At 72.0% G+C, this 25,563-nt stretch carries 25 protein-coding genes; 14 read left to right on the forward strand and 11 right to left on the reverse strand.

Annotated features, from left to right (window positions below):
- Positions 1 to 64 precede the first annotated feature (64 nt).
- Together aroQ and ABD784_RS08270 are read left to right on the forward strand one after the other, a co-directional pair.
- Complete coding sequence (gene aroQ, locus ABD784_RS08265) at positions 65 to 577, forward strand: type II 3-dehydroquinate dehydratase (protein WP_344882716.1); 513 nt, start codon at positions 65 to 67, stop codon at positions 575 to 577.
- A 1-nt stretch (position 578) separates the two neighbouring features.
- On the forward strand, positions 579 to 1,646 hold the full coding sequence (locus ABD784_RS08270; RefSeq protein ID WP_344882719.1) for a DUF2332 domain-containing protein: 1,068 nt from the start codon (positions 579 to 581) through the stop codon (positions 1,644 to 1,646).
- Here ABD784_RS08270 and ABD784_RS08275 read toward each other — a convergent pair.
- Together ABD784_RS08275 and ABD784_RS08280 are read right to left on the reverse strand one after the other, a co-directional pair.
- Positions 1,643 to 2,245 (reverse strand): response regulator transcription factor, encoded by a 603-nt coding sequence (locus ABD784_RS08275; RefSeq protein WP_344882722.1) that lies wholly within the window; start codon positions 2,243 to 2,245, stop codon positions 1,643 to 1,645. The two genes, ABD784_RS08270 and ABD784_RS08275, sit on opposite strands and share 4 nt — an antisense overlap.
- Positions 2,242 to 3,603 (reverse strand): sensor histidine kinase, encoded by a 1,362-nt coding sequence (locus ABD784_RS08280; protein WP_344882725.1) that lies wholly within the window; start codon positions 3,601 to 3,603, stop codon positions 2,242 to 2,244. Before ABD784_RS08280 ends, ABD784_RS08275 begins: the two co-directional genes overlap by 4 nt.
- A 184-nt stretch (positions 3,604 to 3,787) precedes the next feature.
- On the opposite strand from ABD784_RS08280, the gene ABD784_RS08285 reads away from it, so the two are divergent.
- Positions 3,788 to 4,270, forward strand: a complete 483-nt coding sequence (locus ABD784_RS08285; RefSeq protein WP_344882728.1) for a hypothetical protein — start codon at positions 3,788 to 3,790, stop codon at positions 4,268 to 4,270.
- Positions 4,271 to 4,300: 30 nt separating this feature from the next.
- Here the strand turns inward: ABD784_RS08285 and ABD784_RS08290 are convergent, their stop codons facing one another.
- On the reverse strand, positions 4,301 to 5,494 hold the full coding sequence (locus ABD784_RS08290; RefSeq protein WP_344882731.1) for a MarP family serine protease: 1,194 nt from the start codon (positions 5,492 to 5,494) through the stop codon (positions 4,301 to 4,303).
- A gap of 146 nt (positions 5,495 to 5,640) precedes the next feature.
- On the opposite strand from ABD784_RS08290, the gene ABD784_RS08295 reads away from it, so the two are divergent.
- Entirely contained in the window at positions 5,641 to 6,318 is a 678-nt protein-coding gene (locus ABD784_RS08295; RefSeq protein ID WP_309080981.1) for a Crp/Fnr family transcriptional regulator, read from the forward strand.
- A 180-nt stretch (positions 6,319 to 6,498) separates the two neighbouring features.
- On the opposite strand, the gene ABD784_RS08300 is transcribed toward ABD784_RS08295, so the two are convergent.
- From ABD784_RS08300 to ABD784_RS08310, 3 genes are read right to left on the reverse strand one after another with little or no spacing between them, the layout of a single operon-like run.
- Positions 6,499 to 7,467 carry an NUDIX hydrolase gene (locus ABD784_RS08300; RefSeq protein ID WP_425582954.1) on the reverse strand — a complete coding sequence of 323 codons (969 nt, stop codon included), beginning with the start codon at positions 7,465 to 7,467 and terminating at the stop codon, positions 6,499 to 6,501.
- Positions 7,442 to 7,918 (reverse strand): RidA family protein, encoded by a 477-nt coding sequence (locus ABD784_RS08305; RefSeq protein WP_344882737.1) that lies wholly within the window; start codon positions 7,916 to 7,918, stop codon positions 7,442 to 7,444. Before ABD784_RS08305 ends, ABD784_RS08300 begins: the two co-directional genes overlap by 26 nt.
- Before the next feature lie 30 nt (positions 7,919 to 7,948).
- Complete coding sequence (locus tag ABD784_RS08310) at positions 7,949 to 8,104, reverse strand: DUF4177 domain-containing protein (protein WP_309080978.1); 156 nt, start codon at positions 8,102 to 8,104, stop codon at positions 7,949 to 7,951.
- A gap of 38 nt (positions 8,105 to 8,142) precedes the next feature.
- Between ABD784_RS08310 and ABD784_RS08315 the strand changes: the two genes are divergently transcribed.
- The 4 genes from ABD784_RS08315 to ABD784_RS08330 all read left to right on the forward strand — a co-directional run bounded on the left by ABD784_RS08315 (position 8,143) and on the right by ABD784_RS08330 (position 15,304).
- Positions 8,143 to 10,509, forward strand: coding sequence for a transglycosylase domain-containing protein (locus tag ABD784_RS08315; protein ID WP_344882740.1), 2,367 nt, complete (start codon positions 8,143 to 8,145; stop codon positions 10,507 to 10,509).
- Positions 10,510 to 10,511: 2 nt separating this feature from the next.
- Positions 10,512 to 11,462, forward strand: coding sequence for a metallophosphoesterase (locus ABD784_RS08320; RefSeq protein WP_344882743.1), 951 nt, complete (start codon positions 10,512 to 10,514; stop codon positions 11,460 to 11,462).
- Between the two features lie 156 nt (positions 11,463 to 11,618).
- On the forward strand, positions 11,619 to 13,499 hold the full coding sequence (locus ABD784_RS08325; protein WP_344882746.1) for an ABC transporter ATP-binding protein: 1,881 nt from the start codon (positions 11,619 to 11,621) through the stop codon (positions 13,497 to 13,499).
- Positions 13,496 to 15,304, forward strand: a complete 1,809-nt coding sequence (locus ABD784_RS08330; RefSeq protein ID WP_344882749.1) for an ABC transporter ATP-binding protein — start codon at positions 13,496 to 13,498, stop codon at positions 15,302 to 15,304. Before ABD784_RS08325 ends, ABD784_RS08330 begins: the two co-directional genes overlap by 4 nt.
- A gap of 7 nt (positions 15,305 to 15,311) precedes the next feature.
- Here ABD784_RS08330 and ABD784_RS08335 read toward each other — a convergent pair whose 3' ends face one another.
- Positions 15,312 to 16,208 carry a phosphoribosylaminoimidazolesuccinocarboxamide synthase gene (locus ABD784_RS08335; protein ID WP_344882752.1) on the reverse strand — a complete coding sequence of 299 codons (897 nt, stop codon included), beginning with the start codon at positions 16,206 to 16,208 and terminating at the stop codon, positions 15,312 to 15,314.
- Positions 16,208 to 17,569: a phosphoribosylamine--glycine ligase gene (purD, locus tag ABD784_RS08340; protein ID WP_344882755.1), complete on the reverse strand. Its 1,362-nt coding sequence runs from the start codon at positions 17,567 to 17,569 to the stop codon at positions 16,208 to 16,210. Before purD ends, ABD784_RS08335 begins: the two co-directional genes overlap by 1 nt.
- A gap of 136 nt (positions 17,570 to 17,705) precedes the next feature.
- Here purD and ABD784_RS08345 point away from each other — a divergent pair, with 136 nt between their 5' ends.
- From ABD784_RS08345 to purM, 5 genes are all read left to right on the forward strand, one after another.
- Entirely contained in the window at positions 17,706 to 18,857 is a 1,152-nt protein-coding gene (locus ABD784_RS08345; protein WP_344882758.1) for an asparaginase, read from the forward strand.
- A gap of 241 nt (positions 18,858 to 19,098) precedes the next feature.
- Positions 19,099 to 19,440: a sterol carrier family protein gene (locus tag ABD784_RS08350; protein ID WP_344883490.1), complete on the forward strand. Its 342-nt coding sequence runs from the start codon at positions 19,099 to 19,101 to the stop codon at positions 19,438 to 19,440.
- 52 nt (positions 19,441 to 19,492) lie between these two features.
- Positions 19,493 to 19,834, forward strand: a complete 342-nt coding sequence (locus tag ABD784_RS08355) for a hypothetical protein (RefSeq protein WP_344882761.1) — start codon at positions 19,493 to 19,495, stop codon at positions 19,832 to 19,834.
- Between the two features lie 138 nt (positions 19,835 to 19,972).
- On the forward strand, positions 19,973 to 21,538 hold the full coding sequence (gene purF, locus ABD784_RS08360) for an amidophosphoribosyltransferase (RefSeq protein WP_344882764.1): 1,566 nt from the start codon (positions 19,973 to 19,975) through the stop codon (positions 21,536 to 21,538).
- Positions 21,539 to 21,584: 46 nt separating this feature from the next.
- Positions 21,585 to 22,730 (forward strand): phosphoribosylformylglycinamidine cyclo-ligase, encoded by a 1,146-nt coding sequence (purM, locus tag ABD784_RS08365; RefSeq protein ID WP_344882767.1) that lies wholly within the window; start codon positions 21,585 to 21,587, stop codon positions 22,728 to 22,730.
- Positions 22,731 to 22,830: 100 nt separating this feature from the next.
- Here purM and ABD784_RS08370 read toward each other — a convergent pair whose 3' ends face one another.
- From ABD784_RS08370 to ABD784_RS08380, 3 genes are all read right to left on the reverse strand, one after another.
- Positions 22,831 to 23,295 carry a hypothetical protein gene (locus ABD784_RS08370; RefSeq protein ID WP_344882770.1) on the reverse strand — a complete coding sequence of 155 codons (465 nt, stop codon included), beginning with the start codon at positions 23,293 to 23,295 and terminating at the stop codon, positions 22,831 to 22,833.
- A 121-nt stretch (positions 23,296 to 23,416) separates the two neighbouring features.
- Positions 23,417 to 24,325 carry a Sir2 family NAD-dependent protein deacetylase gene (locus tag ABD784_RS08375; protein ID WP_344882773.1) on the reverse strand — a complete coding sequence of 303 codons (909 nt, stop codon included), beginning with the start codon at positions 24,323 to 24,325 and terminating at the stop codon, positions 23,417 to 23,419.
- A 139-nt stretch (positions 24,326 to 24,464) separates the two neighbouring features.
- Positions 24,465 to 24,680: a DUF3073 domain-containing protein gene (locus ABD784_RS08380; RefSeq protein WP_344882776.1), complete on the reverse strand. Its 216-nt coding sequence runs from the start codon at positions 24,678 to 24,680 to the stop codon at positions 24,465 to 24,467.
- 296 nt (positions 24,681 to 24,976) lie between these two features.
- Here ABD784_RS08380 and ABD784_RS08385 point away from each other — a divergent pair, with 296 nt between their 5' ends.
- On the forward strand, positions 24,977 to 25,552 hold the full coding sequence (locus ABD784_RS08385; protein WP_344882778.1) for a septum formation family protein: 576 nt from the start codon (positions 24,977 to 24,979) through the stop codon (positions 25,550 to 25,552).
- Positions 25,553 to 25,563 lie beyond the last annotated feature (11 nt).

Raw genomic sequence — 25,563 nt, forward strand, 5'->3', positions numbered from 1 at the left:
AACGGCCCCGCGGGATGTGACGCTTTCCGACGAACCGCGTCGATCGGTGTGCTTATATGGGCCCATGCGAGCTCTCAAGATCCTGATCCTGAACGGTCCGAACCTGAACCTGCTCGGGACGCGGGAGCCGGCGGTGTACGGGCACCAGACGCTGCAGGACGTCGAGTCGCTCTGCCGCGAGGAGGCCGCACGCCACGGCCTGCAGGTCGAGTTCGTGCAGTCGAACCACGAGGGCGATCTCATTGACGCCCTGCACCGGGCCCGGCTCGAGGCGGACGGCGTGGTCTTCAACCCCGGCGCCTACACGCACACGTCGATCGCGCTCGCGGATGCCGTCTCCGGCATCGAGCGGCCCGTCATCGAGGTCCATCTCTCCAACGTCCACGCCCGCGAGGCCTTCCGGCACCATTCCTTCATCTCCCCCGTCGCCGCGTCCGTGATCATCGGCGCAGGCGTCAACGGGTACCGGCTCGGCATCTCCCAGCTCGCCCACCTGCTCGAGTCCGCCGCCTCCGGTTCCGCACCGGGCCCCGGCTCCACGGACGGGCACGGCGGGTCCGACGAGCGAAGCGCCTGACATGTTCTTCGGAACCGACGCCGCGGACCCGGGCACGGAGCGCGCCAACACGGCGCGACGCTTCACCGAGTACGCACGCGTCTGGTTCCCGGCGCACTCCCCGCTGTACGCGGAGTGGGCCGAGGGCGTCGCGGCCGACGACGGCCTGCTCGACCTGGTCCGCCGGCTGCCCGCCGACAAGCAGCAGCCGAACCTGGTCTTCGCGGCGGCCCGCTTCCTCGGCTGCCCCGACGAGTCCTTCCCGGTGCTCGCCGGTTTCCTCCGCGAGCGGTGGGACGAGGTGGCCACCGAGCTCGCCGTCCGCCGGACGCAGACCAACGAGCCGGCCCGCTGCGCCACGCTCCTGCCGGTGCTCTCCCGGATCCAGCGGGAGACGGGCCAGCCGCTCGCGCTCGTGGAGCTGGGACCGTCGGCGGGTCTGTGCCTGCTGCCGGACCGGTACGCCTACCAGTACGACGACGGGGCGATCCTCGGCGCCGAGAACCTCGCCTCGGGTGCCCCGCTGCTCGAGTGCACGACGGCCGGGGACCCACCCCTTCCGGACCGGCTCCCCGAGATCGCCTCGCGTCAGGGCGTGGACCTCAACCCGCTCGACGGATCGGATCCCGAGACCGCCCGCTGGCTGAAATGCCTGGTCTGGCCGGGCCAGACGGAGCGGCTCCACCGCCTCACCGCGGCCCTCGGCGCCCTGACGCTGCACCAGCGCGAAGGGGAGCGAGCGCCCGGCGGACCGGTCGAGCTGCATCGCGGCGACCTGCTCGAGCTGGTCGAGCCGCTGGTGCGGGCCGTGCCGTCCGGGCACACCGCCGTCGTCCTCCACTCCGCCGTCATCTCCTACCTGCCGCCGGAGGTGCGCGAGCGCTTCACCGGCCTGGTGCGCACGCTGGACTGCCGGTGGATCTCCAACGAGGGCTTCTTCATGGACGCCAGCGGTTCCGTGCCCCGCGAGCGCGCCGGCATGTTCACGCTGGCGCTCGACGGCGTGCCCCTGGCCCACACGGGCCAGCACGGCGCCGAGCTCCACTGGACGCCGGAGGGGCACTGGCCCGAGGACGGGCAGCAGATCTAGATCCAGCCGTTCTCCCACGCCAGGCGGGCGGCCTCCTGCCGTGTGTCCACGCCGAGCTTGGCGAGGATGGAGGACACGTAGTTCCGGACGGTCCCCTCCGCGAGATGCAGCTCGCGGGCGATCGCCGCGATGCGGGCGCCCTCCCGGCCCACCCGCAGGACGTCCAGCTCGCGGTCGCTGAGCGGGCACTTCTCGCCGCTGAGCGCGCTCGCTGCGATCTCCGGGTCCACGTAGCGCTTCCCGCCCGCTAGATCGCGGATGACCCGAGCCAGCTCCTCGGCCGGCATGGACTTCGGCGCGAACCCGTTGACGCCCTCGTGCAGCGCTCGGCGCAGCACGCCCGGACGGGCGTGCCGGGTCACGATCAGCGTCTTCGCGGGCACCCGCCGACGGATCGCCGCGGCGGCGACGATTCCGTCCGTCGGCGGCATCTCGAGGTCCAGCACGCAGACGTCCGGGCGGTGCTGGACGGCGAGTTCGACGGCGTCCTGCGCGTCACCGGTGCTCGCCACGACCTCGAGGTCCTCCTCGAGCCCGAGCAGCGCGACAAGCGCGCCCCGGATCAGGTCCTCGTCGTCGGCGACCAGCACGCGGATCACGAAGCGCCCCCACGGGTCGACGCGTGCGACGGGCTGGACGAGCTCGACGGGCTCGACGGGCTGGACTGGCTCGACTGGCTGGCCGCGCCCGCCGGCGCCGGTGCCGGGGCCCCGGAGTCGCCGTGGCCGACGGGCACCACGGCCCGCACCACGAATTCCCCGTCGCGCGCCCCGGCCTCGAAGCGTCCGCCGGCCTGCTCGACGCGGGCCCGGAGGCCCAGTAGTCCAGACGAGCCGATGCCCGGCTCCGGACCGGTCCCGGGCGGCGGGACGACGCCGTCGTTCCGGACCGTCAGCGTTACCGACTCACCGCGCTCCTCGAACCGCAGCTCGGCGCGCGTCGCCTGAGCATGCCGGAGGATGTTGGTCGAGGCCTCGCGGATGACCCAGCCGAGCGCCTCCCGGGGCGCGCCCGCCAGCTCGCGGCCCCAGCCGTGCACCCGGCAGTCGATCCCGGCGGCCCGCAGGACGTCGGCAGCGTTCTCCAGCTCGGTGGCGAAGCCCACCCGGCGCAGACCGCTGACCACCGCCCGGGTCTCCCCCATGGCCTCGGCCGCCGCCAGCCGGACCTTGCCGATCTGCTCCAGGGCTCCGGCCGGGTCGCGTTCCACGAGCCGCTCCGCCAGCTCGGCCTGCAGGGCGATCACCTGCAGGTGGTGCCCCTGGATGTCGTGGAGGTCGGCGGCGATGCGCAGCCGCTCCCGGGCCACGGCCAGCTCGCGCTCGGCGGCCCGGCCCCGCTGGAGGCGGACGATCGCGTCCCACCACCACACCGAGCCGAGCACGATCGGTGGGATGGCGGCGCCGTAGACCAGGACCATGAGGGCGCCCGCCCCGCCGTCGGTCGCCGGCCCGGACATCAGCGGGGCGTCCGGGTGCAGGACCCGGAAGACGACGGCGATCGCCGCCACGAGCACGACGCCCACCCAGAACAGCCGCCACCGGGCCGGCCGGGCCACGAGGCAGGCGGCATGGGAGACAGCGAGCCAGAGCGGAAGCAGCGGCGCCACCCCGGACTCGGGGCTGGCCCAGCTGCTCAGCGCCAGCACGAGCGGGGCGAGCCCGACCGTGCCGGCCACCCGCCAGAAGGGAGGTCCCGCGTCCGGCCAGCCGTCGCGGAAGCGGAGCGACGTCAACGTCGCGGCGCACGCGGAGGCGGCCAGGAGCGCCAGCTGGACCATGCCGAGGACCCGGGCGGGGGTGCCGCCGCCGGCGGCGTCGTTGCCGCGGACCAGCTCGCCGAACGCGACCGTGTACATCACGGCGTAGAGGAAGACCAGGGACGCCCACGTCCACCACCAGAAGGCGTTCATGGCGCGGTGCGAATTCCGTTCCTGGACGGTACTGGGCAGGCTCATGGCTCCAGCGTAGGGCAGTGACATTTGTCAGACCCGCCGTGTGCGGATCGCATGCGTTCGCCGGCCGCCGCGGCACTGGGCGCGCCCCGCGGGCGCTGGTGGACTGGTGTTCAAGCGCAGGGAAGAAGCGCACCGGAATCCCAGCGGCGCCCGCCGCGGACCAGAACGAACCGAGGAGAACACCATGGACGTCATCAACTGGCTGCAGGACCTGGCCACCCCGCTCCCCGCCCTGCTGCAGGCCCTCGTCATCGCCCTCGCCGGGGCGATCCCGTTCGTGGAGTCCTACTTCGGGTCCGTGGTCGGGGTCGTGGTCGGGCTGCCCGTCTGGGCGGCGGTCCTGGCCGCCGTGGTGGGCAACTGGGTCTGCATGTTCCTGCTGGTCACCCTGGGTGCGGGCATCCAGCGCCGGCTGGCCGAGCGGTCCCGCCGCGAGCCGTCCCGGGGCCAGCAGAAGTTCCTCCGGATGTTCAACCGTTTCGGCGTCCCGGGCGTGAGCCTGCTGGGGCAGTGGGTGCTGCCCAGCCAGATCACCTCGATGCTCATGGTCGGCATCGGCGCCTCCAAGGACCAGGTGATCCTGTGGCAGAGCATCTCGATCGTCCTCTGGGGCGCCGCGTTCGGGACGCTAGCGGTGCTGGGACTGACGGCCCTGACCTCGATCTGAGGGCGCGGACGGGCCGGCTCGGCCGAGGACTCAGGCGGCCTTGCAGGCTCCGCTGGACACGCGGTCGTCGTACTCGTCCGCGGCCGCGACCACGGGGGCGACCTCCTCGAGCGCGAGCGCGTAGCCGACGTCGTCGGCGCCGACGGCCTTGGCGAACACGACGCCGACCAGGCGGCCCTCCTGGTCCACGAGCGGGCCGCCGGAGTTGCCCTGCTCGATCGCCGCGCCGAGCTGGTAGATGCTCAGTGGGGCGGGGTCTCCCCCGTAGATGTCCTGGACCGCCACGGAGCGCAGCGACTGGACGGTCGCGCTCAGCGCCCGGAACGGCCCGCCGGCGGGGTGGCCCATGAAGACCGCCGGATCGCCCGTGTCCAGGTCCCCGCCGACCGGGATGGGGTCGAGCCCCAGCCCGTCGACGTCGAGGACCGCCAGGTCCCGATCCGGATCGAAGTGCGTCACCGTCGCGGGCAGCGCGAGCCCGTCGCGGGTGGTGACCACGGGCTCGGTCACGCCGGCGACCACGTGGGCGTTGGTGAGGATGCGGTCCTCGTCGATCGCGAAGCCGCTGCCCGTCTGGTTCACGCCGCACTGGAAGGCGGTGCCGGAGACGCGGACGACGGCGTCCGCCGCCGCCTCGATGCCCGGCCCGGCGGGCGGCTCCTCCGTGTCCGGGGCGGGCGCCACGTCGGTCGGCGCGAACGGCTCGATCAGCTCCGGGAGCGTCTCGTCCATGACGATCGACCTGGCATTGGCCAGCGCCTGCTCGACGGGCTCGGGGGTGTACTGCCGGATGGCACCGATGACCTTGGAGTCGGAGAGGACCTTGGAGACCGTCGGGATGCCCATGGCGGCGGCGGAGAAGGACAGCGCGTAGATCACCAGCGCGGCCACCAGCGTGTTGGCCGCGGCGCCGATCAGCCGGTCGAAGGACTTCAGCGCGGGCAGGTTCAGCCAGAGGCGGATTCGCGCGCCGATCGCCGTACCGATAGCTTGGCCGATGATGATCAGCACAACGACGACCGCGACCATCCAGAACAGGCGCCACCCGGCGGCCGGGACCCAGTCGGAGACGATCGGCACGGCGTAGAACGCGGCGACGGCACCAGCGATCAGCCCGACGATGCGGCCCAGGGTCACGAAGAAGCCCTGGCGCCACCCGGACACGAGGAAGCCGATCAGGATGATCGCAAGGATGGCGTCGAGCCAGCTGAATCCAAATAGCATTGCCAGTGATTCTACGTCGGCAGGCTGTGCCCGTGCGGCGCGCACCCGACGGCGGAAACCAAAGTCATCCCTGTGGAAGGTGTCACAGGGGCGACCGGTACGGCAGAATGAAGCAGAGCGCTTTCAAATCTTGGACAGGAGAATTCATGGACATCGAGGTACTTCGACGCGCACCGCTCTTCCAGACGCTGGGGGATGACGTCTTCGCCGCACTGACGGAGGAGCTGACCGAGGTCGACCTCTCGCGCGGCGCCTCTGTCTTCCGTGAGGGCGATCAGGGCGATCAGCTCTACTTCATCGTCTCCGGCAAGATCAAGCTCGGCCGGACGGCTCCGGACGGTCGCGAGAACCTGCTCGCCGTCCTGGGCCCGGGCGAGCTGTTCGGCGAGATGGCGCTCTTCGACCCGAGCCCGCGCAACGCCACCGCCACCGCCGTGTCGGAGACGCGCCTGGCCGGCCTGCGGCACGAGAACCTGCGCAAGGTCATCGAGACCTCGCCCGAGGTCTCCGTGCAGCTGCTCCAGGCCCTGGCCCGCCGCCTGCGCCGCACCAACGAGTCGCTGGCGGATCTGGTCTTCTCGGACGTCCCGGGACGCGTCGCCAAGGCCCTCCTGGACCTGGCGGACCGCTTCGGCCGCCCGGCGACGGACGGCATCCTGGTGGCCCACGAGCTCACCCAGGAGGAGCTGGCCCAGCTGGTCGGCGCTTCCCGCGAGACCGTCAACAAGGCGCTGGCCGAGTTCGTCCAGCGCGGCTGGCTGCGCCTCGAGGCGCGCGCCGTCGTGATCCTGGACATCCAGCGTCTGCGCCAGCGCTCGCGCTAGGAACCGGCACCCGTACCCGCCGGCCTCGGCGGACGGGTCCGGAGACGACGTCGGCCGCCCCACCTGGTGGGGCGGCCGACGTCGTTCCAGCCTGAGTTCCAGCCTGTGTTCCGGCCGCGCCCGGCGGGATCCCCGGTCCGGGCCCGAGGCGGGTCACGACCGGCGGCCCTGGGCCTGGCCTCAGCGGGCGCGGAAGCAGGTGCCGCCCTCGCTGGCCTCCGAGACGTGCACCTCGAGCGAGAAGCCGCCGTCGGCCTCGCGCAGCTGCGGGTGGTAGGTCTTGGCCTCGCGCGGGTGCGCCAGATAGGCCACCGTGCCGCGCGTGGTCGCCATCTTCTCGAGGATCGCCTCCACTGCGGGGACGGTCAGCTCGCTGAAGGTCCGGCCCACCGTGTCCGGGTGGCCGATCCGGTCCCCGAGGGCCGTGGTGGCCCGCTCGTCGAGGACCTGGCGGGCCGGCATCCACTGCGCCCAGGTGCCCTTGCCGTCGAGCAGGACCGCCTGCTGCCGGACCGGCATGGCCGCGGCGAAGTACCAGGTGTCGAACCGGCGCAGGGCGAAGTCCGGGCTGATCCAGCGCGCCAGGGGCCGCAGCAGATCGGTGCGCAGCCCGAGCCCGCGGCTCGCGAGCATCTCCGTGAAGGAGAGGTCCTGCTCCGCCACGGCGCGTCGCTGCTCCATCCACTCGCCCGTGGAGCAGTCCTCCACGATCGACAGCGGATCGGCGCCCGCCAGGAGGACGCCGCTCTCCTCGAAGAGCTCCCGCGCGGCACAGACGACGCGACGCCGGGCGGCCACATGGTCCAGCACGCCCAGCCGCTTGGCCCAGTCGCCGACGGAGGGACCGAACCACGGGACGTCCCCGTCGCCGTCGTTCCCCTCCTCGCTGCCGCCCGGGAACGCCACGACGCCGAGCGGCGAGGTGCCCCGACGGTAGCCCAGGTAGGTCTCCACGCCGCGGTTCCCGTCCCGGATCAACGCCACCGAGGACGCGAAGCGCACGGCACGGGGTGCCCGCTCGCCGTGCGCGACCCAGTTCTCGGCCGCCGGCACCTGCTCCGGCGGCAGCGCGAAGCGCCGGCTGGGCAGCCCCGCCGGGCCGCCCGGGACCGGGCGGAAGCAGCTAGGCGTATTCGACGACGAGTTCAACTTCAACCGGGGAGTCCAGGGGGAGCACGGCGACGCCGACGGCGGACCGCGCGTGGACGCCGGCCTCGCCGAGGACCTCGCCGAGCAGCTCGGAGGCGCCGTTGACCACGCCGGGCTGGCCCGTGAAGGCCGGGTCCGAGGCGACGAACCCGACGACCTTCACCACGCGGGTGATCCGATCCAGGTCGCCGATGACGGACTTCACGGCGGCGAGGGCGTTCAGGACGCAGGTGCCGGCGAGCTCCTTGGCCTGCTCGGGGGTGACATCCGCCCCGACCTTTCCGGCGGCTGGGAGTTCACCCTTAATGAAGGGCAGCTGACCGGACGTGTAGACGTACTGGCCGCTGGTGACGGCGGGCACATACGCGGCCACCGGGGCGGCGACCTCCGGGAGCGTCAGGCCCAGGTCGGCGAGCTTCGCCTCGACGGCGGACGCAGTGGTTTCAGTCACGGTATCTCCTTGTCTTCCCAGCTCAGACGCTTAGGACTTCGGACGCTTGAGGTAGGCGACATGCCCGGAGCCGTTCGGCGCCGGGGTCACGGTCACGAGCTCCCAGCCCTCCGAGCCCCAGGTGTCCAGGACGTCCTTCGGCGTGTGCAGGGGCAGAGGGGTGATGGTGTATTCCCAAGTGGTCATAGGGAAAAGCGTAGCCGCTCCCGGTTAGACTGGAAGGCATGGCCGGTCGCAAATCTCCCGTATTCGATACCGCTACCACCCTGGGCAAAGTCATCGCCTTCTTCGGTGTGAGCGCGATCTGCGGCGTGCTCGCGGCGGGACTCCTGGTTCCCATCGCGTCGCTCGCCGGCTCCAGTGCCAACGCCAGCATCGAGTTCTTCGAGGAACTCCCGGCGGAGCTGAAGAAGGAGCCGCTCTCGGTCCCGTCGCGGGTCCTCGCCAAGGACGGCACCGAGATCGCCTCGTTCTACGCGGAGAACCGCAAGCCGGTCTCGGCCGACCAGATCTCGCAGTCCATGAAGGATGCGATCGTCGCGATCGAGGACTACCGGTTCTACGAGCACGGCGGTGTCGACCTGCGCGGCATGGCCCGCGCCGTCGTGTCCAACCTGACGTCCTCCAGCCAGCAGGGCGCCTCCACGCTGACCATGCAGTACGTCAACAACGTGCTGATCAACGCGGGCGTGCAGAACGGGGTGGACCGGGACGAGCTGACGATCTCCGGCACCAAGACCTACGGCGACAAGCTCCGCGAGGCCAAACTCGCCATCGCAGTCGAGAAGGAGATGAGCAAGGAGGAGATCCTCGAGGGCTACCTCAACCTCGTCCTCTTCTCCGGCCGGACGTACGGCGTCGAGGCCGCCGCCCAGCGGTTCTTCTCCGTCTCCGCCGCCGATCTGTCCATCCCGCAGGCCGCGACGCTGGCCGGCATGGTGCAGATCCCCAACGTCTACAACCCGGTCGAGAACCCCGAGCTCACCGAGAAGCGCCGCAACACGGTGCTCGGTGCCATGCTGCGCACCGGGAAGATCTCCCAGGAGCAATACGACGAGGCCGTCGCCACGCCGCTGACCGAGACCCTGAATCCGCAGACGACCAGCTCGGGCTGCATCGCCTCGGAGTCCGCGCCCTACTTCTGCGACTTCGTCACGCACCTGATCATGGGCGACCCCGCCTTCGGCGAGACGGGCGAGGACCGGGAACGCCTGCTGTACCGCGGCGGGCTGGAGATCAAGACCACCCTGGACCTCAAGGCGCAGAAGGCGGCCGCCGAGTCCGCGCAGAAGATCATCCCCGCGGACGACGAGTCCCAGCTCGGCGCCTCCGTGGTGTCCGTGGAGCCAGGGACCGGCAACATCCTGGCCATGGCCCAGAACAAGAAGTACGCGCCCAACGACGAGGATCCGGCGTACACCGTGATCAACTACAACGTCGGCGGCGAGCACGGCGGGGCCAACGGCTTCCAGGGCGGCTCCTCGATGAAGCCGTTCACCGCCATCGCCTGGCTGGAGTCGGGCCGCAACATGTGGGACAAGATCGATGCCCGCCGGGACAGCTATCCGCAGAGTTACAAGTGGAAGGCCTCCTGCCAGCCCAAGGGGTACGCCGTTGCGACCGGCGGCTGGGATTTCGGCAACGCCAGCCAGGGCTTCAAGAAGACGATGACGGTCGACTACGGCCTGAAGTGGTCCGTGAACACGGCCACCGTGGCGGAGGCGGCCAAGCTGGACCTCTGCAAGATCTCCGAAGCGGCCTCGAAGGTCGGCATCCTCGACTACGCCAACCGTCATCCCGAGACGGGCATGCCGCAGCCCATCGATCCCTCCAACCCGTCCATGGTGCTCGGCACCGCAAACGTCACGCCGCTGGCGCAGGCGGCCGGCTTCGCGACGTTCGCCAACGATGGCCAGTTCTGCCGCCCCCGCGCCTTCGAGTCCATCACCGACTCGTCGGGGAACTCCTACCCGGTCCAGCCCGTGGAGTGCGAGAAGGCGCTCGACGCCAAGGTGGTGCGCAACCTCAACGGCACGCTGACCAAGATCGCCCAGGATCGCGTCGCCAAGAACAGCAGCATCGACGTTCCCATCGCCGGCAAGACCGGTACGAACAACGAGTCCTCCTCGACGTGGTTCGTCGGCTACTCGACCGGCATCTCCACGGCCACCTGGGTGGGCAGCGAGAAGAAGCGCTCCGACTTCGCCTACCCCGCGACCATCAACGGCAAGTACTACGACTACTTCGACTCGGCTCAGTTCGCCGGCCCGCTGTGGGTGGACTACATGGAGAAGATCGCCGATCAGTTCCCCGCGGAATCGTTCGGACGGCCGGAGTCGAAGCCGTCATCCAAGGACGACGACTCCGACAGCGACTCGAGCAGCAACTCGAGGGATGACTCCGGGGACGACTCCGAGCAGTCCTCGCAGGAGTCCAATGAGTCCGGCGACTCGAACGAGGACTCCGGCGACTCCAACGACGACTCCGGCGATTCCGGCGACTCCGGCGATTCGGAGGAGAGCGGGTCGGCCCGCGGCAACGGGAACGGCCGCGGGAACGGCAATGGCAACGGCAACGGAGGGAACGGCTAGGCATGCATGAGGCGCTCGCGCAGCCGCTGCGGCGGACCGCACTGACCGTCGGCGCTGCCGCGGCTGCCGGCGGCGCAGCGCTGGCCTACGGCCTGTGGGAGCGCCAGCAGTTCACGGTCCGGCACGAGTCCGTCCCGGTTCTGCCGCCCGGCTCGTCCCCGGTGAAGATCCTTCACCTCTCGGACATCCATATGCTGCCCGGGCAGCGGCGCAAGCAGGACTGGCTGCGCTCCCTGGCCCGCTGGGAGCCGCACCTGGTGGTCAACACCGGCGACAATCTGGGCCACCGGGACGCCGTGGACCCGCTCCTGCACGCCCTCGGGCCACTGATGGAATTCCCCGGCGTCTACGTCCCCGGCTCCAACTGCTACTTCGCGCCGAAGATGAAGAACCCGCTCGGCTACCTCACGGCCGCGGCGAGTCCGAGCCCCACCGGCGGCCGCAAGCCCGCGACCAAGGAGCTGGACTGGCGGCGCATGCACGCCGGATTCGGCGCCGCCGGCTGGATCAACCTCTCCAACCGGCACCAGTCTCTGCCGATGGGGCGGCTGCGCCTCGACTTCACCGGCGTCGACGATCCGCATCTGGAGTACGACTCCTTCGCCGGATGGCCCAACGGCTCGGCCAGCGGAGGGGCCGCTCCCCACGTGCGCATCGCCCTCGCGCACGCCCCCTACCAACGGGTCCTGGACCAGTTCACGGACGCGGGCGCGGACATCATCTTCGCCGGGCACACGCACGGCGGGCAGGTCTGCGTCCCCGGCTACGGTGCCCTGGTGAGCAACTGCGATCTGCCGACGTGGCGGGCCAGCGGGCTCACGATGTGGGAGCACAACGGACGAGAGGTGCCCCTCGAGGTCTCCGCCGGAATCGGCACCTCCCGCTTCGCGCCCTTCCGCATCGCCTGCCGCCCGGAGGCCGTGCTCCTGAGCCTGACGGCCCGCGAGAACTAGCCCACAGGGTGCTGCTCCCCCGGAGAACCCCACTCTCGACGTGAAACATGTGTTGCGCAGCGCCCCCGGCGTGGCAGACTAGTTGAGGGCTGCCAACCACTAGCGCCATCGTGGGCGGCCCCTCCCGACCCTTCGACCCGATCGAGGCCTCCCCCAGTGGTGCAGCACCAGCAGAGCGGTCACGGGACTTCGGCGCACCAGCCGACCCTCCTGCAGACGTACGGCCGACTCATCCCGCATCTGAAGCCGATCCTGCCGCGGCTGATCCTCGGCCTGCTCGCAGCCATGGGCGCCGGAATCGTCGCGCTGACCATTCCCCAGGTCCTCCGGGTCCTGGTCAACACCATCGTGGCGGACGAGGGGACCGCGCGCGCCGTGTGGATGGGCGTCGGCGTCGTCGCCCTCCTGGGCCTGGCCGAGGCCGGCCTGATCCTCGCGCGCCGCATCTTCGTCATCTCCCCCACCGCGGGCATCGAGACCGGTCTGCGCGTCAACCTCTTCCGGCACCTCCAGAGCCTCCAGGTGGCGTTCCACGACCGCTGGGGCTCCGGCCAGCTGCTCTCGCGCTCCATGGGGGACCTCTCGCTGCTGCGGCGCTGGCTCGCGTTCGGCTCGATCATGCTGGTGGTGTCCTCGGTGACCGTGCTGGTCGGCCTGGTCTTCATGTTCGCCTCCAGCTGGCTCCTCGGCCTCATCTACCTCGCCGGCGCCATCCCCATCACCATCAACGCGTTCCGCTTCCGCAGCGTGTTCCACGCGGCCAGCCGCCTCAGCCAGGACCGCGCCGGCGACCTGGCCACCACCGTCGAGGAGTCCATCCACGGCATCCGCGTCATCAAGGCGTTCGGCCGCGGCCGGGAGGCCCTGGACGGCTTCCGCGAGCAGGCGCAGAAGCTCCGCGAGACGGAGATCAGCAAGGCCAGGTCCCTCGCGGGCTTCCTCATGCTCGTGGTCGCCGTTCCCGAGATCACCCTCGGGCTGGGCCTGACGGTCGGTCTGGGGCTCACGGCCACGGACCGCCTCACCGTCGGCGAGCTCGTGGCCTTCTTCGCCACGGCGGCCGTGCTCGCCGTCCACGTCGAGGGCATCGGCATGCTCCTGGGCATGACCCTGACCACCAAGACCGCGCTGGACCGTCACTACGAGGTCATCGACACCCCCGTCACCATCGCGTCCCCCGCCGACCCCGAGCAGCCCACGGACCCCCGCGGCCACCTGGAGCTCCGGGGCGTCCGATTCTCCTACCCGGATACCCCGCCGGGAACGCGGCCGGTGATCGACGGCGTCGACCTGGAGGTCGTCCCCGGCGAGACGATGGCGCTGGTGGGCGCCACCGGGTCCGGCAAGTCCACGCTCCTGGCCCTGGTGCCACGGCTCTACGAGGCGACGGAGGGCGCCGTCGTCCTGGACGGTGTGGACGTCCGCCGGTACGACGTCGAGGCGCTGCGCACCGCTGTGGCCGTCGCGTTCGAGGACACGATCCTGTTCTCGCTCTCCGTCCGCGAGAACGTGCTGCTCGGCGCCCGGCCGCGACCGGGCCAGAGCAGGGACGAGCTGCTGGCCGAGGCCCTGGACGTGGCGCAGGCACAGTTCGTCCACGACCTGCCCGACGGCGTCGAGACCGTGATCGGCGAGGAGGGGCTCTCGCTCTCCGGCGGCCAGCGGCAGCGGCTGTCGCTGGCGCGGGCCATCGCCGCCAACCCCAGACTGCTCGTCCTCGACGACCCGCTCTCCGCCCTCGACGTCCGCACGGAGGAGGCTGTGACGGCCCGCCTCCGGCGCGTCCTGCACGGGACCAGCACCCTGATCGTGGCCCACCGCCCGTCCACCGTGATGCTCGCCGACCGCGTGGCCGTGCTGCGCCACGGGCGCATCGAGGACGTGGGCACGCACGCGGAGCTGCTCGCCCGCAGCGAGCACTACCGGCACATCATCACCAGCCTGGACGAGCCCCCGACCGTGGAGGACGTCCTGTCGCACGATCCGGACGACGATGCCCCCGCCTCGGCGTCCACGACGAAGGGAGGGCGGGCATGAGCCAGCTCGGCGGCGTCGCCCACGACGACCACATCCGCTTGTCCGCCGAGGACCGGCGCCACGTCAGGCGTCGCTCCTGGGTCCTCCTGAAATCACTCGCCGGCCCCCTGAAGCTCAAGCTCGCCCTCACCGCCCTGCTGGTGCTGGTCTCCAACGCGGCGAGGGCCTCGTTCCCGCTGCTCATCGCGTGGGCGATCGACTGGGCGCTGCCACGCGTCCGGGAGGGCGAGTGGTCCGCGCTCGGCGTCGCCGGCGGACTCTACGTCCTGGCCGCGCTCACGGCCGGCGGGCTCCTGGGCTGGTACACGCTGTGCACGGCGCAGGTCAGCCAGGCGATGCTGCTGGACCTGCGCCTGCGGGTCTTCCGGCACACCCAGCGGCTGAGCCTGGAGTTCCACGAGAAGTACACCTCCGGGCGCGTCATCTCCCGGCAGACCTCCGACCTCGAGACGCTGCGCGAGCTGCTGGACCAGGGCGTCTCGCAGCTGGTCTCCAGCTCCGTGTTCATCGTCTTCACGGCTGCCAGCGTCTTCATCCTCGACTGGCGCTCCGGTCTGGTGGTGCTCGGGGCGGCGGTGCCGATCGGCATCATCTTCCGCTGGTACCAGACCCGCTCGGAGACGGTGTACCGCGAGTCCCGTGTGGTCTCGGCGCGCGTCATCACCTCTTTCGTGGAGACCATGACCGGCATCCGGGCCGTCAAGGCGTTCCGGCGCGAGGCCGCCGGCGACGCCGCCTACACGGCGGTCGCGAACGAGTACAAGGACAACACCCTCCGGACGATCTCGCTCTTCGGCGTCCTGCAGCCGACGCTCCTGCTGATCGGGAACCTGACCGTGGCGGCGGTCCTGCTGACCGGCGGCTTCCGGGTCCTCGGCGGCGGCCTCGCGGTCGGCACGCTGGTCGCGCTGCTGCTCGCCTCCAAGCGCGTGTTCCAGCCGGTGGAGCAGATCGCGATGTTCTACAACTCCCTGCAGGCGGCCACGGCCGCGCTCGAGAAGGTCTCCGGCCTGCTCGAGGAGGAGCCCAGCGTCGTCGAGCCGGCCGACCCCGTGCCGCTCCCGCAGGCCGAGGGACGCATCGAGTTCCGCGACGCGGTCTTCGGCTACGGCGCCGGGCCGGTGGTGATGGACCGGTTCGACCTGACGATCGAACCGGGGCAGACCGTCGCCGTGGTGGGACAGACGGGGGCCGGCAAGTCGACGCTGGCGAAGCTCATCGCCCGGTTCTACGACCTCAGCGCCGGCTCCCTCACGCTCGACGGCGTCGAGATCAAGGACCTCGCGAGCGAGGACCTGCGCCGCGCCGTCGTCATGGTGACGCAGGAGGCGTTCCTGTTCTCCGGCTCGGTGGCGGACAACATCGCCCTCGGCCGGCCCGGAGCGAGCCGGGAGGAGGTGGTCCTCGCGGCTCGGGCGGTGGGCGCGCACGAGTTCATCGAGTCGCTGCCGGAGGGCTACGACACCGACGTGAACAAACGCGGCGGGCGCGTCTCCGCCGGCCAGCGCCAGCTGATCTCCTTCGCGCGGGCCTTCCTCGCCGATCCGCGCGTGCTGATCCTCGACGAGGCCACCAGCTCGCTGGACCTGCCGAGCGAGCGACTGGTGCAGGAGGCGCTGAACCGCCTGCTCGGCGAGCGGACCGCGCTGATCATCGCGCACCGGTTGTCCACCGTGGAGATCGCCGACCGGGTGCTGGTGGTCCACGACGGCCGGATCGTCGAGGACGGCAGCCCGGCCGAGCTCATCGAGTCCGGCGGACGCTTCGCGGCCCTGCACCGGGCCTGGCGGGACAGCCTGGTCTGAGCCCGCCTCAGGCGGAGAAGACGGTGCCGGTGAGCCGTTCGTACGCCTCGATGTAGCGGGCGCGCGTCTTCTCGACGATGTCGTTCGGAAGCTCCGGCGGCTCCTGGCCGCTGCTGCGGTCCCAGCCGGACTCCGCACTGGTCAGCCAGTCGCGCACGAACTGCTTGTCGAACGAGGGCTGGGAGCGTCCCGGCTCGTAGGTCTCCGCGTCCCAGAAGCGGGAGGAGTCAGGCGTCAGGACCTCGTCGCCGAGCGTGATGGCCCCGCTGACCGGATCCAGACCGAACTCCACCTTGGTGTCGGCGAGGACGATGCCGCGTTCCCGGGCGATGCGCTCCGCCGTCGTGTACACGTCCAGCGTCAGGCGCCGCAGCTCGGCGGCCACCTCCACGCCGACGCGCTCGACCGTCTGCTCGTACGTGATGTTCTCGTCGTGCTCGCCGACGTCCGCCTTCGCGCTCGGGGTGAAGATCGCCGGCTCGAGCTTCGAGCCGTCCACGAGCCCCTCCGGCAGCGGCAGGGAGCAGACCGTGCGGGACTGCCGGTACTCGGCCAGGCCCGAGCCGGTGAGGTAGCCCCGGGCGATGCACTCGATGGGGTACATGTCCAGCTTGCGGCAGACCATGGCCCGCCCCGCGACCTCGGCCGGCACGTCGGTGGAGACCACGTGGTTCGGGACGTCGAGCTGCTCGAACCACCACAGGCTCAACTGGGTCAGGACCTTGCCCTTGTCCGGGATCTCGGAGGCGAGGACGAAGTCGTAGGCGCTGATCCGGTCGCTCGCGACCACCAGGACCCGGTCGGTGACCGCGTCGTCGGCGGGCACGTACAGGTCCCGCACCTTTCCCGAGTAGACGTGCGTCCAGCCCTCCAGGGCCGGGGCGTCTGCGGCGAAGCCGGCCATCAGCGGACCTCCGTCTCGTTCTCGTCGGGCGCGCCGAGCGCCGCACCCGCGGGGCGGGAGTCGGCGGGGTGCCGGCCGCGGGCCGGGTCCGGCACCTCGATGCCGCCCTCGGCGGCCCTCTCGGCGATGTCCCGCCGGTACTGGGCCCCGTCCCAGGAGATCCGGCCCACGCCCTCGTAGGCGGTGGCACGCGCGGCCCGGAGGTCCGCGCCGAGACCGACGACGGCGAGCACGCGGCCTCCCGCCGTGAGGATCTGCCCGTCCGCACCGGCGGCCGTGCCCGCGTGCAGGACGGAGACCCCGTCGAGCGCGGCGGCCTCCTTCAGCCCGGAGATGGCGTCGCCCCTGCGCGGCGAGTCCGGGTAGCCGGCGGAGGCGAGCACCACGCCCACCGCGGTCTCCGGACGCCAGGCGAGCTGGTCGGCGTCGTCCAGTCCGCCCGTGGCGGCGGCGAGCAGCAGCCGGCCCAGCGGGGTCTTCAGGCGCGCGAGCACCGGCTGCGTCTCCGGGTCCCCGAAGCGCGCGTTGAACTCGATGACGCGGACGCCGCGGCGGGTCAGGGCGAGTCCGCAGTACAGGACGCCCACGAACGGCGTGCCGCGGTTGGCCATCTCCCGGATGGTCGGCAGGGCGACGCGCTCCATCACCTCGTCGACGAAGCCCTCCGGCAGCCACTCGAGCGGCGTGTACGCGCCCATGCCGCCCGTATTGGGGCCCTGGTCCCCGTCGAAGATGCGCTTGAAGTCCTGGGCGGGCGCGAGGGGGACGGCGTGCGTGCCGTCGGAGACGACGAAGAGGGAGACCTCGGGGCCGTCGAGGAACTCCTCGACCACCACGGTGCCCCCGGCCGCGAAGCAGGCCTCGGCGTGGGCGAGCGCCTCGGCGCGGTCCTCGGTGACGACGACGCCCTTGCCGGCCGCGAGCCCGTCGTCCTTGACGACATAGGGGGCGCCGAACGCGTCGAGGGCGTCGGCCGCCTCGGCGGCGTTCGCGGCCACGCGGGCCATGGCCGTGGGCACGCCGGCCTCGGCCATGATCTCCTTGGCGAACGCCTTGGAGGCCTCGAGCTGCGCCGCGGCCCGGGACGGGCCGAAGACGGGGAACCCGGCCTCGCGGAGCGCGTCCGAGACGCCGGCGGCCAGCGGGGCCTCGGGCCCGACGACGACCAGGCCGGCCTCGAGGTCCCGGGCCAGCGCGACGACGGCGGCGGGGTCCTGCGCGTCGACGGCGTGGACGGGGACGTCCTGGGCGATTCCGGCGTTCCCGGGGGCTGCGTGCACCTCGGTGACGTACGGATCCGCCTGCAGGGAACGGACAATGGCGTGCTCGCGGCCGCCGGGGCCAATCACAAGAACCTTCACGCTGGCCAAGCCTACCGGTCGCCGGCAGCCCCGGGGCAGCCGGTCACGGGCGCATGACGCGGGCAGCACCCGGGCGCGCACCGACGCGCGCACCGACGCGTCCCGCACGGCCCCGGCCGTCGGCCACAATAGTGGCATGGCCGAACAGCAGAGCACCCCCAGCAGCGCCCCCGCCCCTACCGGCTCTCCCGCCCCCGCGGGCACCGCCGAGGCAGGCGGAATCGAGACGGGCGGCCCGGCGCCGTCGTCCGCGCGGGTCGGCGGGACCTTCACGGTGGACGACGCCGTCGAGCTCGCCGTCGTGGACCGCAACGGGTTCGTCGAGTCCCGCCACATCGGCTCGGCCGTCGTGGTCGGCCCGGACGGCGAGGTGGAGCTGCAGGTCGGCGACATCGAGGCCCCGGTGTTCCCGCGGTCCTCGCTCAAGCCGTTCCAGGCCATCGCTGCGATGCAGGCCGGCGCGCCGCTGGTCGGCGAGCAGGTCGCCCTCGCGTGCGCCAGCCACGTCGGCAGCCGCGAGCACATGGAGCTGGCCGCCGCCATGCTCGCCAAGGCCGGCCTGAGCGAGGACGACCTCCGCTGCCCCACCGCGTGGCCGCAGGACGGCCCCGCCCGCACGGCCCTGACCCGCGGCGAGCTGGAGATCGGCGGGCGCACGCTGGCGGCGGAGAAGTCACGGCTCGCCTTCAACTGCTCGGGCAAGCACGCCGCATTCCTGTGGGCCTGCGTGGAGAACGGCTGGGACCTGGAGACGTACCTGGACGCCGACCACCCGCTGCAGCGCCATGTGGTCGAGGTCGTCGAGGAGTTCGCCGGCGAGCGGATCGCGCACCTGGCCGTGGACGGCTGCGGCGCCCCGGTGCCCGCCTTCTCGCTGCGCGGCCTGGCCCGTGCCGTGGGCCGGCTGGCGGCGGCTCCCTCGAACAAGAACGCCAATGCCCGCGCCGCCACCGTGGCCACCGCCATGCTCGACTACCCGTGGGCCGTCCACGGCGAAGGCGAGGACAACACGGTGGTGATGGAGGACCTCGGCATCATCTGCAAGCTCGGGGCGGAGGGCGTGCTCGTGCTCGGCGCCCCCGACGGGACGGCCTGCGCGGTGAAGATCCTCGACGGCAACGGCCGCGCCGCGACGCTCGTGGGCCTGACGCTGATGGCCGCCGCCGGCGCCGTGCAGCCGGAGCAGCTCGGCCCCGTGCTGGAGAAGACCACCCGCCCCATCCTGGGCGGCGGGGAGCCGGTCGGCCGGATCCGCCTGGCCGCGCCGGTCCTGGCGCTCCTGGACTGAGCGAACCGTGCAGACGAACGGATCGGTGGGCTGACGCATGGGAGTACGACGCCGGATCGACGACTCCGCCGGCCGCGAGGCCGTGCGCGCGTGGCTGCGGGAGTACGAGGCGCTCCTGCCCGAGCGCGACGGCACGGAGCCTGAGCAGCCCGACCCGGAGCAGACCAGCCTAGACCAGAGCAGCCCGAGGCAGACCAGCCCGGACCAGACCAACCCAGACCAGACCCGGCACGAGCGGGCGGTGGGCGACGTGCTCGACGCGGCGGACGCCGTCGTGCTCGCCCGGCCCGTCCTGGCCAGGGCGGTCCGCTACGCCCTCGAGGAGCTCTCCGAGATCGCCGAGGGCAACTCCGTGGAGGTGCGCGTGCCGCCGTTCGGGGTGGCGCAGTGCGTGCCGGGGCCCCGGCACACGCGCGGGACGCCGCCCAACGTGGTGGAGATGAGGGCCGGGGTCTGGCTCGCGCTCGCGACCGGCCGCGTGGACTGGGACGACGCCGTCGCCGCCGGCCGCGTCTCCGCGTCCGGGGTGCGCGCCGACCTGGCCGAGGCGCTCCCCCGGCTCACCCGCATCTCCCGGGCCTGACGGTCCACGGCCGCGAGACGCGGTGCCCACGGCCAGTGGGTACCCTTGTCGCATGGATCAGCACCCCGATGACCCGCAGGACCAGCGCGCCCAGGACCCCTCGTCGATCGACGTGGAGGTGCGCCGCTCCCCCAGGTTCTGGCCGTTCATGGCCGTCGGGGCGGGGCTCGGCATCCTCGTCGCCCTGGTCTCCGCCTACAGCGGCGAGCCGCACCAGGAGTTCACCCGCGGCTCCGTCGCCGCGTTCCTGGCTGTGATCTTCGGCATCATCGGTGTCTTCCTGGCCTGCCTCGCCTACCTGCTGATCGACCGCTCGCTGCGCCGGAAGGTCCGCCGCATGCGCGCCGTCCCCGTCGAGGACCACGACGCCGGGGCCGGCGACGGCCGTCCCTGAGCCGCCGTCGTACTCCGCACCCCCGCCGGGAACGGTCCATGCGCCCCGGAACGGCGGTCCTCTCGGCCGGACCGATGCGGCGCAGGGACCGCCGACATGATCGTCCAGCACCGTTCCGGCCGTGAGAGAATGGGACCCATGGCGCGTGGTGACGGAATGCTCAATCATGACTTGCTGCCCGACGAGAAGGGGCCGCAGGACGAATGCGGCGTCTTCGGCGTGTGGGCACCCGGTGAGGAAGTCGCCAAACTGGCGTACTACGGCCTGTACGCCATCCAGCACCGCGGACAGGAGTCGGCCGGCATCGCCACGAGCGACGGCCAGCGCATCAACGTCTACAAGGACATGGGCCTCGTCTCCCAGGTGTTCGACGAGAACACCCTCAACGCCCTGACCGGACACCTGGCGCTCGGTCACTGCCGGTACTCCACCACGGGCGCCAGCCACTGGGCGAACGCGCAGCCGACGCTGGGCGCGACGCACGACGGCACCGTGGCCCTGGCCCACAACGGCAACCTGATCAACACGGCCGAGCTCATGGAGATGGTCCAGGCCGAGCAGGGCGACCAGATGCGCGGCGAGATCGCGCAGGGCAACACCACGGACACCGCCCTGGTGACGGCGCTGCTGCGCGGCCGCGAGGGCGAGACCCTCGAGGACACCGCGATGGGCCTGCTGCCGAAGCTGCGCGGCGCCTTCAGCTTCGTCTTCATGACCGAGAGCACCCTCTACGCGGCACGCGACCCGCAGGGCGTCCGCCCCCTCGTCCTCGGCCGGCTGGACCGCGGCTGGGTGGTCGCGTCCGAGCAGCCGGCGCTGGCGACCGTCGGCGCGAGCTTCATCCGGGAGATCGAGCCCGGCGAGCTCATCGCGATCGACGAGAACGGTGTGCGCAGCCGGCGCTTCGCCGAGGCCAAGCGGGCCGGCTGCGTCTTCGAGTACGTGTACCTGGCCCGGCCGGATGCGTCGATCAACGGCCGCTCGGTCTACGAGTCCCGCGTGGAGATGGGCCGGCAGCTCGCCCGGGAGAACGACGCCGAGGCGGACATCGTCATCCCCGTCCCGGAGTCCGGGACGCCGGCTGCGATTGGCTACGCCGAGGAGTCCGGGATCCCCTTCGCGCACGGCTTCGTCAAGAACGCCTACGTGGGGCGGACGTTCATCCAGCCGTCGCAGACGCTGCGGCAGCTCGGCATCAAGCTCAAGCTCAACGCGCTGGAGCCCATCATCAAGGGCAAGCGCGTCATCGTCGTCGACGACTCGATCGTCCGCGGCAACACCCAGCGCGCGATCGTGCGGATGCTCCGCGAGGCCGGCGCGGCCGCGATCCACGTGAAGATCTCCTCCCCGCCCATCAAGTGGCCGTGCTTCTACGGCATCGACTTCGCCTCGCGGGCGGAGCTGATCGCGAACGGCGCGACGATCGAGGAGATCACCCAGTCCGTCGGAGCCGACTCGCTGGCCTACATCTCCGAGGACGGGATGATCGGCGCCACCGAGCAGCCCCGCGAGCGCCTCTGCACCGCCTGCTTCACCGGGGACTACCCGATCCCACTGCCGACGTCGGACCGGCTCGGCAAGAACCTGCTCGAGCGCAGCAACGGCAACCCCGCGACCGAGCCCGAGGGCGGATGCGACCCGGGACCGGACGCGGAGTTCGAGTCGACCCTGACGGACGCCGACCGCAGCGCCACCAACGCCTGACAACCTCATCGCCCCACCCCATCCGACGATAGGAAACGAAAGCCGCATGAGCGCTACCGACCACCAGCCGATCACGTATGCCTCCGCCGGTGTCGACGTGGAGGCGGGAGACCGCGCCGTCGAACTCATGAAGGACGCCGTCAAGGCGACCCACAGCGCGTCCGTCCTCGGCGGCGTCGGCGGCTTCGCCGGCCTGTTCGACGCGTCCCGCCTGCTCGCCTACAAGAAGCCGCTGCTGGCGACCTCGACTGACGGCGTCGGCACCAAGGTCGCCATCGCCCAGGCCATGGACCTCCACCACACGATCGGGCACGACCTGGTGGGCATGGTGGTCGACGACATCGTGGTGGTCGGCGCCGAGCCGCTGTTCATGACCGACTACATCGCGTGCGGGAAGGTCGTCCCGGAGCGCATCGCGGACATCGTCCGCGGCATCGCCGAGGCCTGCTCGCTGGCCGGGACCGCCCTCGTCGGCGGCGAGACGGCCGAGCACCCGGGCCTGCTCGGGGAGCACGAGTACGACGTCGCCGGCGCCGCCACCGGCGTCGTGGAGGCCGAGCGCCTGCTGGGCCCGGAGCGCGTCCGGGAGGGCGACGTCGTCATCGCGATGGCCTCCTCCGGCATCCACTCGAATGGCTACTCGCTGGTGCGCCGCGTCATCAACCACGCCGGCTGGGCGCTGGACCGCGAGGTCTCGGAGCTCGGCAAGACCCTCGGCGAGGAGCTGCTGGTCCCGACCAAGGTGTACGCGGCCGACTGCCTGGACCTCGTCCGGGCGCTCAACGCCGACGTCGCGCCGGACGCGGCGCCGCTGCGCGGCTTCAGCCATGTCACCGGTGGGGGCCTCGCGGCGAACCTGGCCCGCGTGCTGCCGCAGGGCGTCATGGCCACGGTGGACCGTGGGACGTGGGAGCTGCCTCCGATCTTCCGGCTCATCGGCCAGCTCGGCGGCGTCCCGCAGGCCGACCTGGAGCGCACGCTGAACCTCGGCGTCGGCATGATCGCCATCGTCGATCCGGCCTCCGCCGATGCGGCGATCGCGCGCCTCACCGATCGCGGCGTGGCCAGCTGGGCCATGGGCACCGTGGGCCGGGTCAGCGGCGACGCGCCGTCGGCCGGCGCGGACTTCGTCCAGGGCGCCAAGGGCGTCGACGGCGGGGCCGTCCTGATGCAGGGCTCCTACGCGAGCTGATCGCCCCAGCGGTACCACGACGGCGGCCGGTCCCCTTCACGGGGGCCGGCCGCCGTTCGCTGGTTCGGGCCGCTTCGGCGCCGTCGCGGGCCCGCCCCGCCTAGGCGGCTCGGCGCGCGCCGTCCACCCGGTCGGGGCCGCCGGGGTGGACCGGCCCCGGGTGGGGCTCCCACTGCGGTTCGGCCGGCTCCGGGCCGATCGGATCCGGGTTCGTCAGCGGGTCGGGCTCGATCGGCGGGTTCCGCGTCGGGTCGGGCCGGGGCGGTTCGGTCGGGTCCACCCGGGGCGGCTCCTCCGGCGCGGGCTCGACGTCCGGGCTGGGGGCCGGCGTCGTCGACGGGCTGCGCTCCGGCACGGGCGGACCGGATGGATCGGGCGACGTCGACGGGCCCGGGTCGGGGCTCGGGAACGGGTCCGGCCGCGGGTCGGGTCCGGGGTCCGGGACCGGCGCCGGACCGGGTTCGGGGGCCGTGGCGGGATCGGTCCGGGGGCTCGGGTCCGGCGTGGACTCGAGGTCGATCCGCGGGCTACCGCTGCGGATCTGGACGCTTGCTGTAGAAGTCACGAGCTGGTTCTCCTTCCTTCTGCCGGGCGCCGCCGCGGTCGGCCGGCGCCCCTTGCCGGCCAGCCTACAACCGATGCGGCGGCGCCCATAGGGCCCGCCGCCGTCCCGGGGGACGGCCGGGCTACGCCTGCGCGGCGAGGGTCTCCAGCGCGGGCACCACACGGGTCCGCCATCGCCACTGCGCCCGGGCGTCGGCGCGGGTCGGACCGCCGTTGACGATCCCGACCTGCTGGCCGCGCTGGAGGGCGTCGAGCACCAGGCGGTAGCCGCTCATAACCGCGACGCTCGAGCCGACGACGAGCAGGGAGTCGGAGTCCGCCTGCAGTCGGGCGACCTCCTGCTTCCGCTCGACGGGCACGCTCTCGCCGAAGTAGACGACGTCCGGCTTCAGCTCCACGCTGCCGCAGACGAGGCAGCCGACCATCCTGAAATCGTCCACGAAGCGCTGGTCGAGGGTGACATCGCCGTCCGGGTTGACCGCGTCCGGGTCGAGCTCCACCCGCTCCAGGTATCCGGGGTTGGCCGCCTGCAGGCGCGCGTCGAGGGAGCGCCGGTCCTCCACGGAGCCGCAGTTCAGGCAGCGCACCAGCGACAGGTCCCCGTGCAGCGGGATCGCGGTCGAGCCGGCCGCCGCGTGCAGCCCGTCGACGTTCTGGGTGACGATCCCGCTGACCCATCCGCGTTCCTCGAACTCGGCCAGGAGGTAGTGCGCCCGGTTCGGGGCCGCGCGGTGCATGTGGCGCCAGCCCACGAAGCTCCGCGCCCAGTAGCGGTGGCGGGCGGCCGGATCGTGCCGGAACTCCTGGTACGTCATGGGCCGGTGCCGGCGCAGCGACCCGTTGGGGCCGCGGTAGTCGGGGATCCCCGAGTCGGTGGAGACGCCCGCCCCGGTCAGCACCATGGTCCGGCCGGCCGCGAGCATGGCCGCGATCCCGGCCCGCGCGACCTCGGGGTCCTGCGGCTCGGCCGTCTCGTCGACGACCCGGGCGATCGAGCGGAGCGCGGCCTTGTGGGCGGTGTTGATCGCCACGCTGCCTTGGGCGGGCTTCCGGGCGGCGCTCGCGGCGGCGTCGTCGACGGCGTGGGCGCCGGGCCCACCGCCGGAGGGGCTTAAACGATGGCGGCCGGGCGTGGCCTCACCACTCCCGGCCCCCGATTCGAGGTCTGACTCAGCCGAAGCGCCGCTCATCCTCGTCGTCGCCATCGGTGTACTTGTCCGCGTAGTCCCCGTAATCCGCTTCAAAGGGATCGTCGGCGTGCGCGGTGGCCGCAGTGCGGGTAGCACCGAGCTCGCGTTCGAGGGCAGACAAGTCAGTGGACGGGGAGTAGTACTTGATGTCCCGTGCCTGCCGTGTTGCTTTTGCCTTCTGACGGCCGCGCCCCATGGCGTGACCCCCTTCGCGGTAGTGATCCGGAGGTGGTCCTCCACGAAGGAGGAGGCCCCGGATTAAGTGATTGGATCGTTCGTATTCCAAGGTTAACATGTTTCAGCCCCGATCGCGGTGTCGGCGGCAGCGTGAGAACGCCGAAACCATGCGGGATTGATCACCACCCGCACGGCCGCCGCACCGCTCCGTCTCTGCGCCATTCCGGCGGTCGTCGCGGCTAAGGTGGGACATGCGCCACCGCGCGTCCCACGACCTGCGCCCCGCCGCCCGGAACGCCGCCCAGAAGGAGCCCCTTGGAACCGTCGGAGAGCCCTCAGACGTCTCCCTACCAGCCGCCGAGACCGGCCGAGACGGAGACGAAGCGCCCGTCCCGGGTCTGGCTGGTCGTGGGCGCACTGGCCGTGGTCCTGCTCGTCGTCTACGCGGTCTTCCGGCTCGGCGGCACGGCGCCGGAGGAGTCGTCGGCCCCGGTCGTCAGGAACGACGACCCGGGCATCGACGGGATCATCGCCGCGGACGCGCCGGCGTCGGCCTTCGAGGTCGGCGACTGCCTCACGGGCTTCGACAGCCCGTTGGAGGAGGCGACCATCGTGACGTGCCAGACCCCGCACAACGCGCAGTTCATCGGGACGGCCACGCTCGAGGACGTCCCCTACCCGGGCGAGGCCGGCACGACGGAGCGGGCCGCCGAGGCCTGCAAGGCCATCAAGCTGGAGACCGACGTCCTCATGGCTCATCAGTGGAGCTATCAGTTCAGCCAGCCGTCCAGCGGCTCCTGGGAGGCCGGGGACCGCGACGTGGCCTGCTTCCTCTCCCTCACGTCCGAGGACGACCGGGCCACCGACTCGGTCCTGCCCCCGGCCTCCTGACCCGGCCGCCG

Source organism: Zhihengliuella alba (genome assembly GCF_039538765.1).
Classification (GTDB): domain Bacteria; phylum Actinomycetota; class Actinomycetes; order Actinomycetales; family Micrococcaceae; genus Zhihengliuella; species Zhihengliuella alba.

Bases quoted from the DNA above. Each gene is read 5' to 3' on its own strand.
- aroQ (WP_344882716.1), top strand. From the start codon at position 65: ATGCGAGCTCTCAAGATCCTGATCCTGAACGGTCCGAACCTGAACCTG.
- ABD784_RS08270 (WP_344882719.1), top strand. From the start codon at position 579: ATGTTCTTCGGAACCGACGCCGCGGACCCGGGCACGGAGCGCGCCAAC.
- ABD784_RS08280 (WP_344882725.1), bottom strand. From the start codon at position 3,603: ATGAGCCTGCCCAGTACCGTCCAGGAACGGAATTCGCACCGCGCCATG.
- ABD784_RS08285 (WP_344882728.1), top strand. From the start codon at position 3,788: ATGGACGTCATCAACTGGCTGCAGGACCTGGCCACCCCGCTCCCCGCC.
- ABD784_RS08290 (WP_344882731.1), bottom strand. From the start codon at position 5,494: ATGCTATTTGGATTCAGCTGGCTCGACGCCATCCTTGCGATCATCCTG.
- ABD784_RS08295 (WP_309080981.1), top strand. From the start codon at position 5,641: ATGGACATCGAGGTACTTCGACGCGCACCGCTCTTCCAGACGCTGGGG.
- ABD784_RS08310 (WP_309080978.1), bottom strand. From the start codon at position 8,104: ATGACCACTTGGGAATACACCATCACCCCTCTGCCCCTGCACACGCCG.
- ABD784_RS08315 (WP_344882740.1), top strand. From the start codon at position 8,143: ATGGCCGGTCGCAAATCTCCCGTATTCGATACCGCTACCACCCTGGGC.
- ABD784_RS08320 (WP_344882743.1), top strand. From the start codon at position 10,512: ATGCATGAGGCGCTCGCGCAGCCGCTGCGGCGGACCGCACTGACCGTC.
- ABD784_RS08330 (WP_344882749.1), top strand. From the start codon at position 13,496: ATGAGCCAGCTCGGCGGCGTCGCCCACGACGACCACATCCGCTTGTCC.
- ABD784_RS08335 (WP_344882752.1), bottom strand. From the start codon at position 16,208: ATGGCCGGCTTCGCCGCAGACGCCCCGGCCCTGGAGGGCTGGACGCAC.
- ABD784_RS08345 (WP_344882758.1), top strand. From the start codon at position 17,706: ATGGCCGAACAGCAGAGCACCCCCAGCAGCGCCCCCGCCCCTACCGGC.
- ABD784_RS08355 (WP_344882761.1), top strand. From the start codon at position 19,493: ATGGATCAGCACCCCGATGACCCGCAGGACCAGCGCGCCCAGGACCCC.
- purF (WP_344882764.1), top strand. From the start codon at position 19,973: ATGGCGCGTGGTGACGGAATGCTCAATCATGACTTGCTGCCCGACGAG.
- purM (WP_344882767.1), top strand. From the start codon at position 21,585: ATGAGCGCTACCGACCACCAGCCGATCACGTATGCCTCCGCCGGTGTC.
- ABD784_RS08380 (WP_344882776.1), bottom strand. From the start codon at position 24,680: ATGGGGCGCGGCCGTCAGAAGGCAAAAGCAACACGGCAGGCACGGGAC.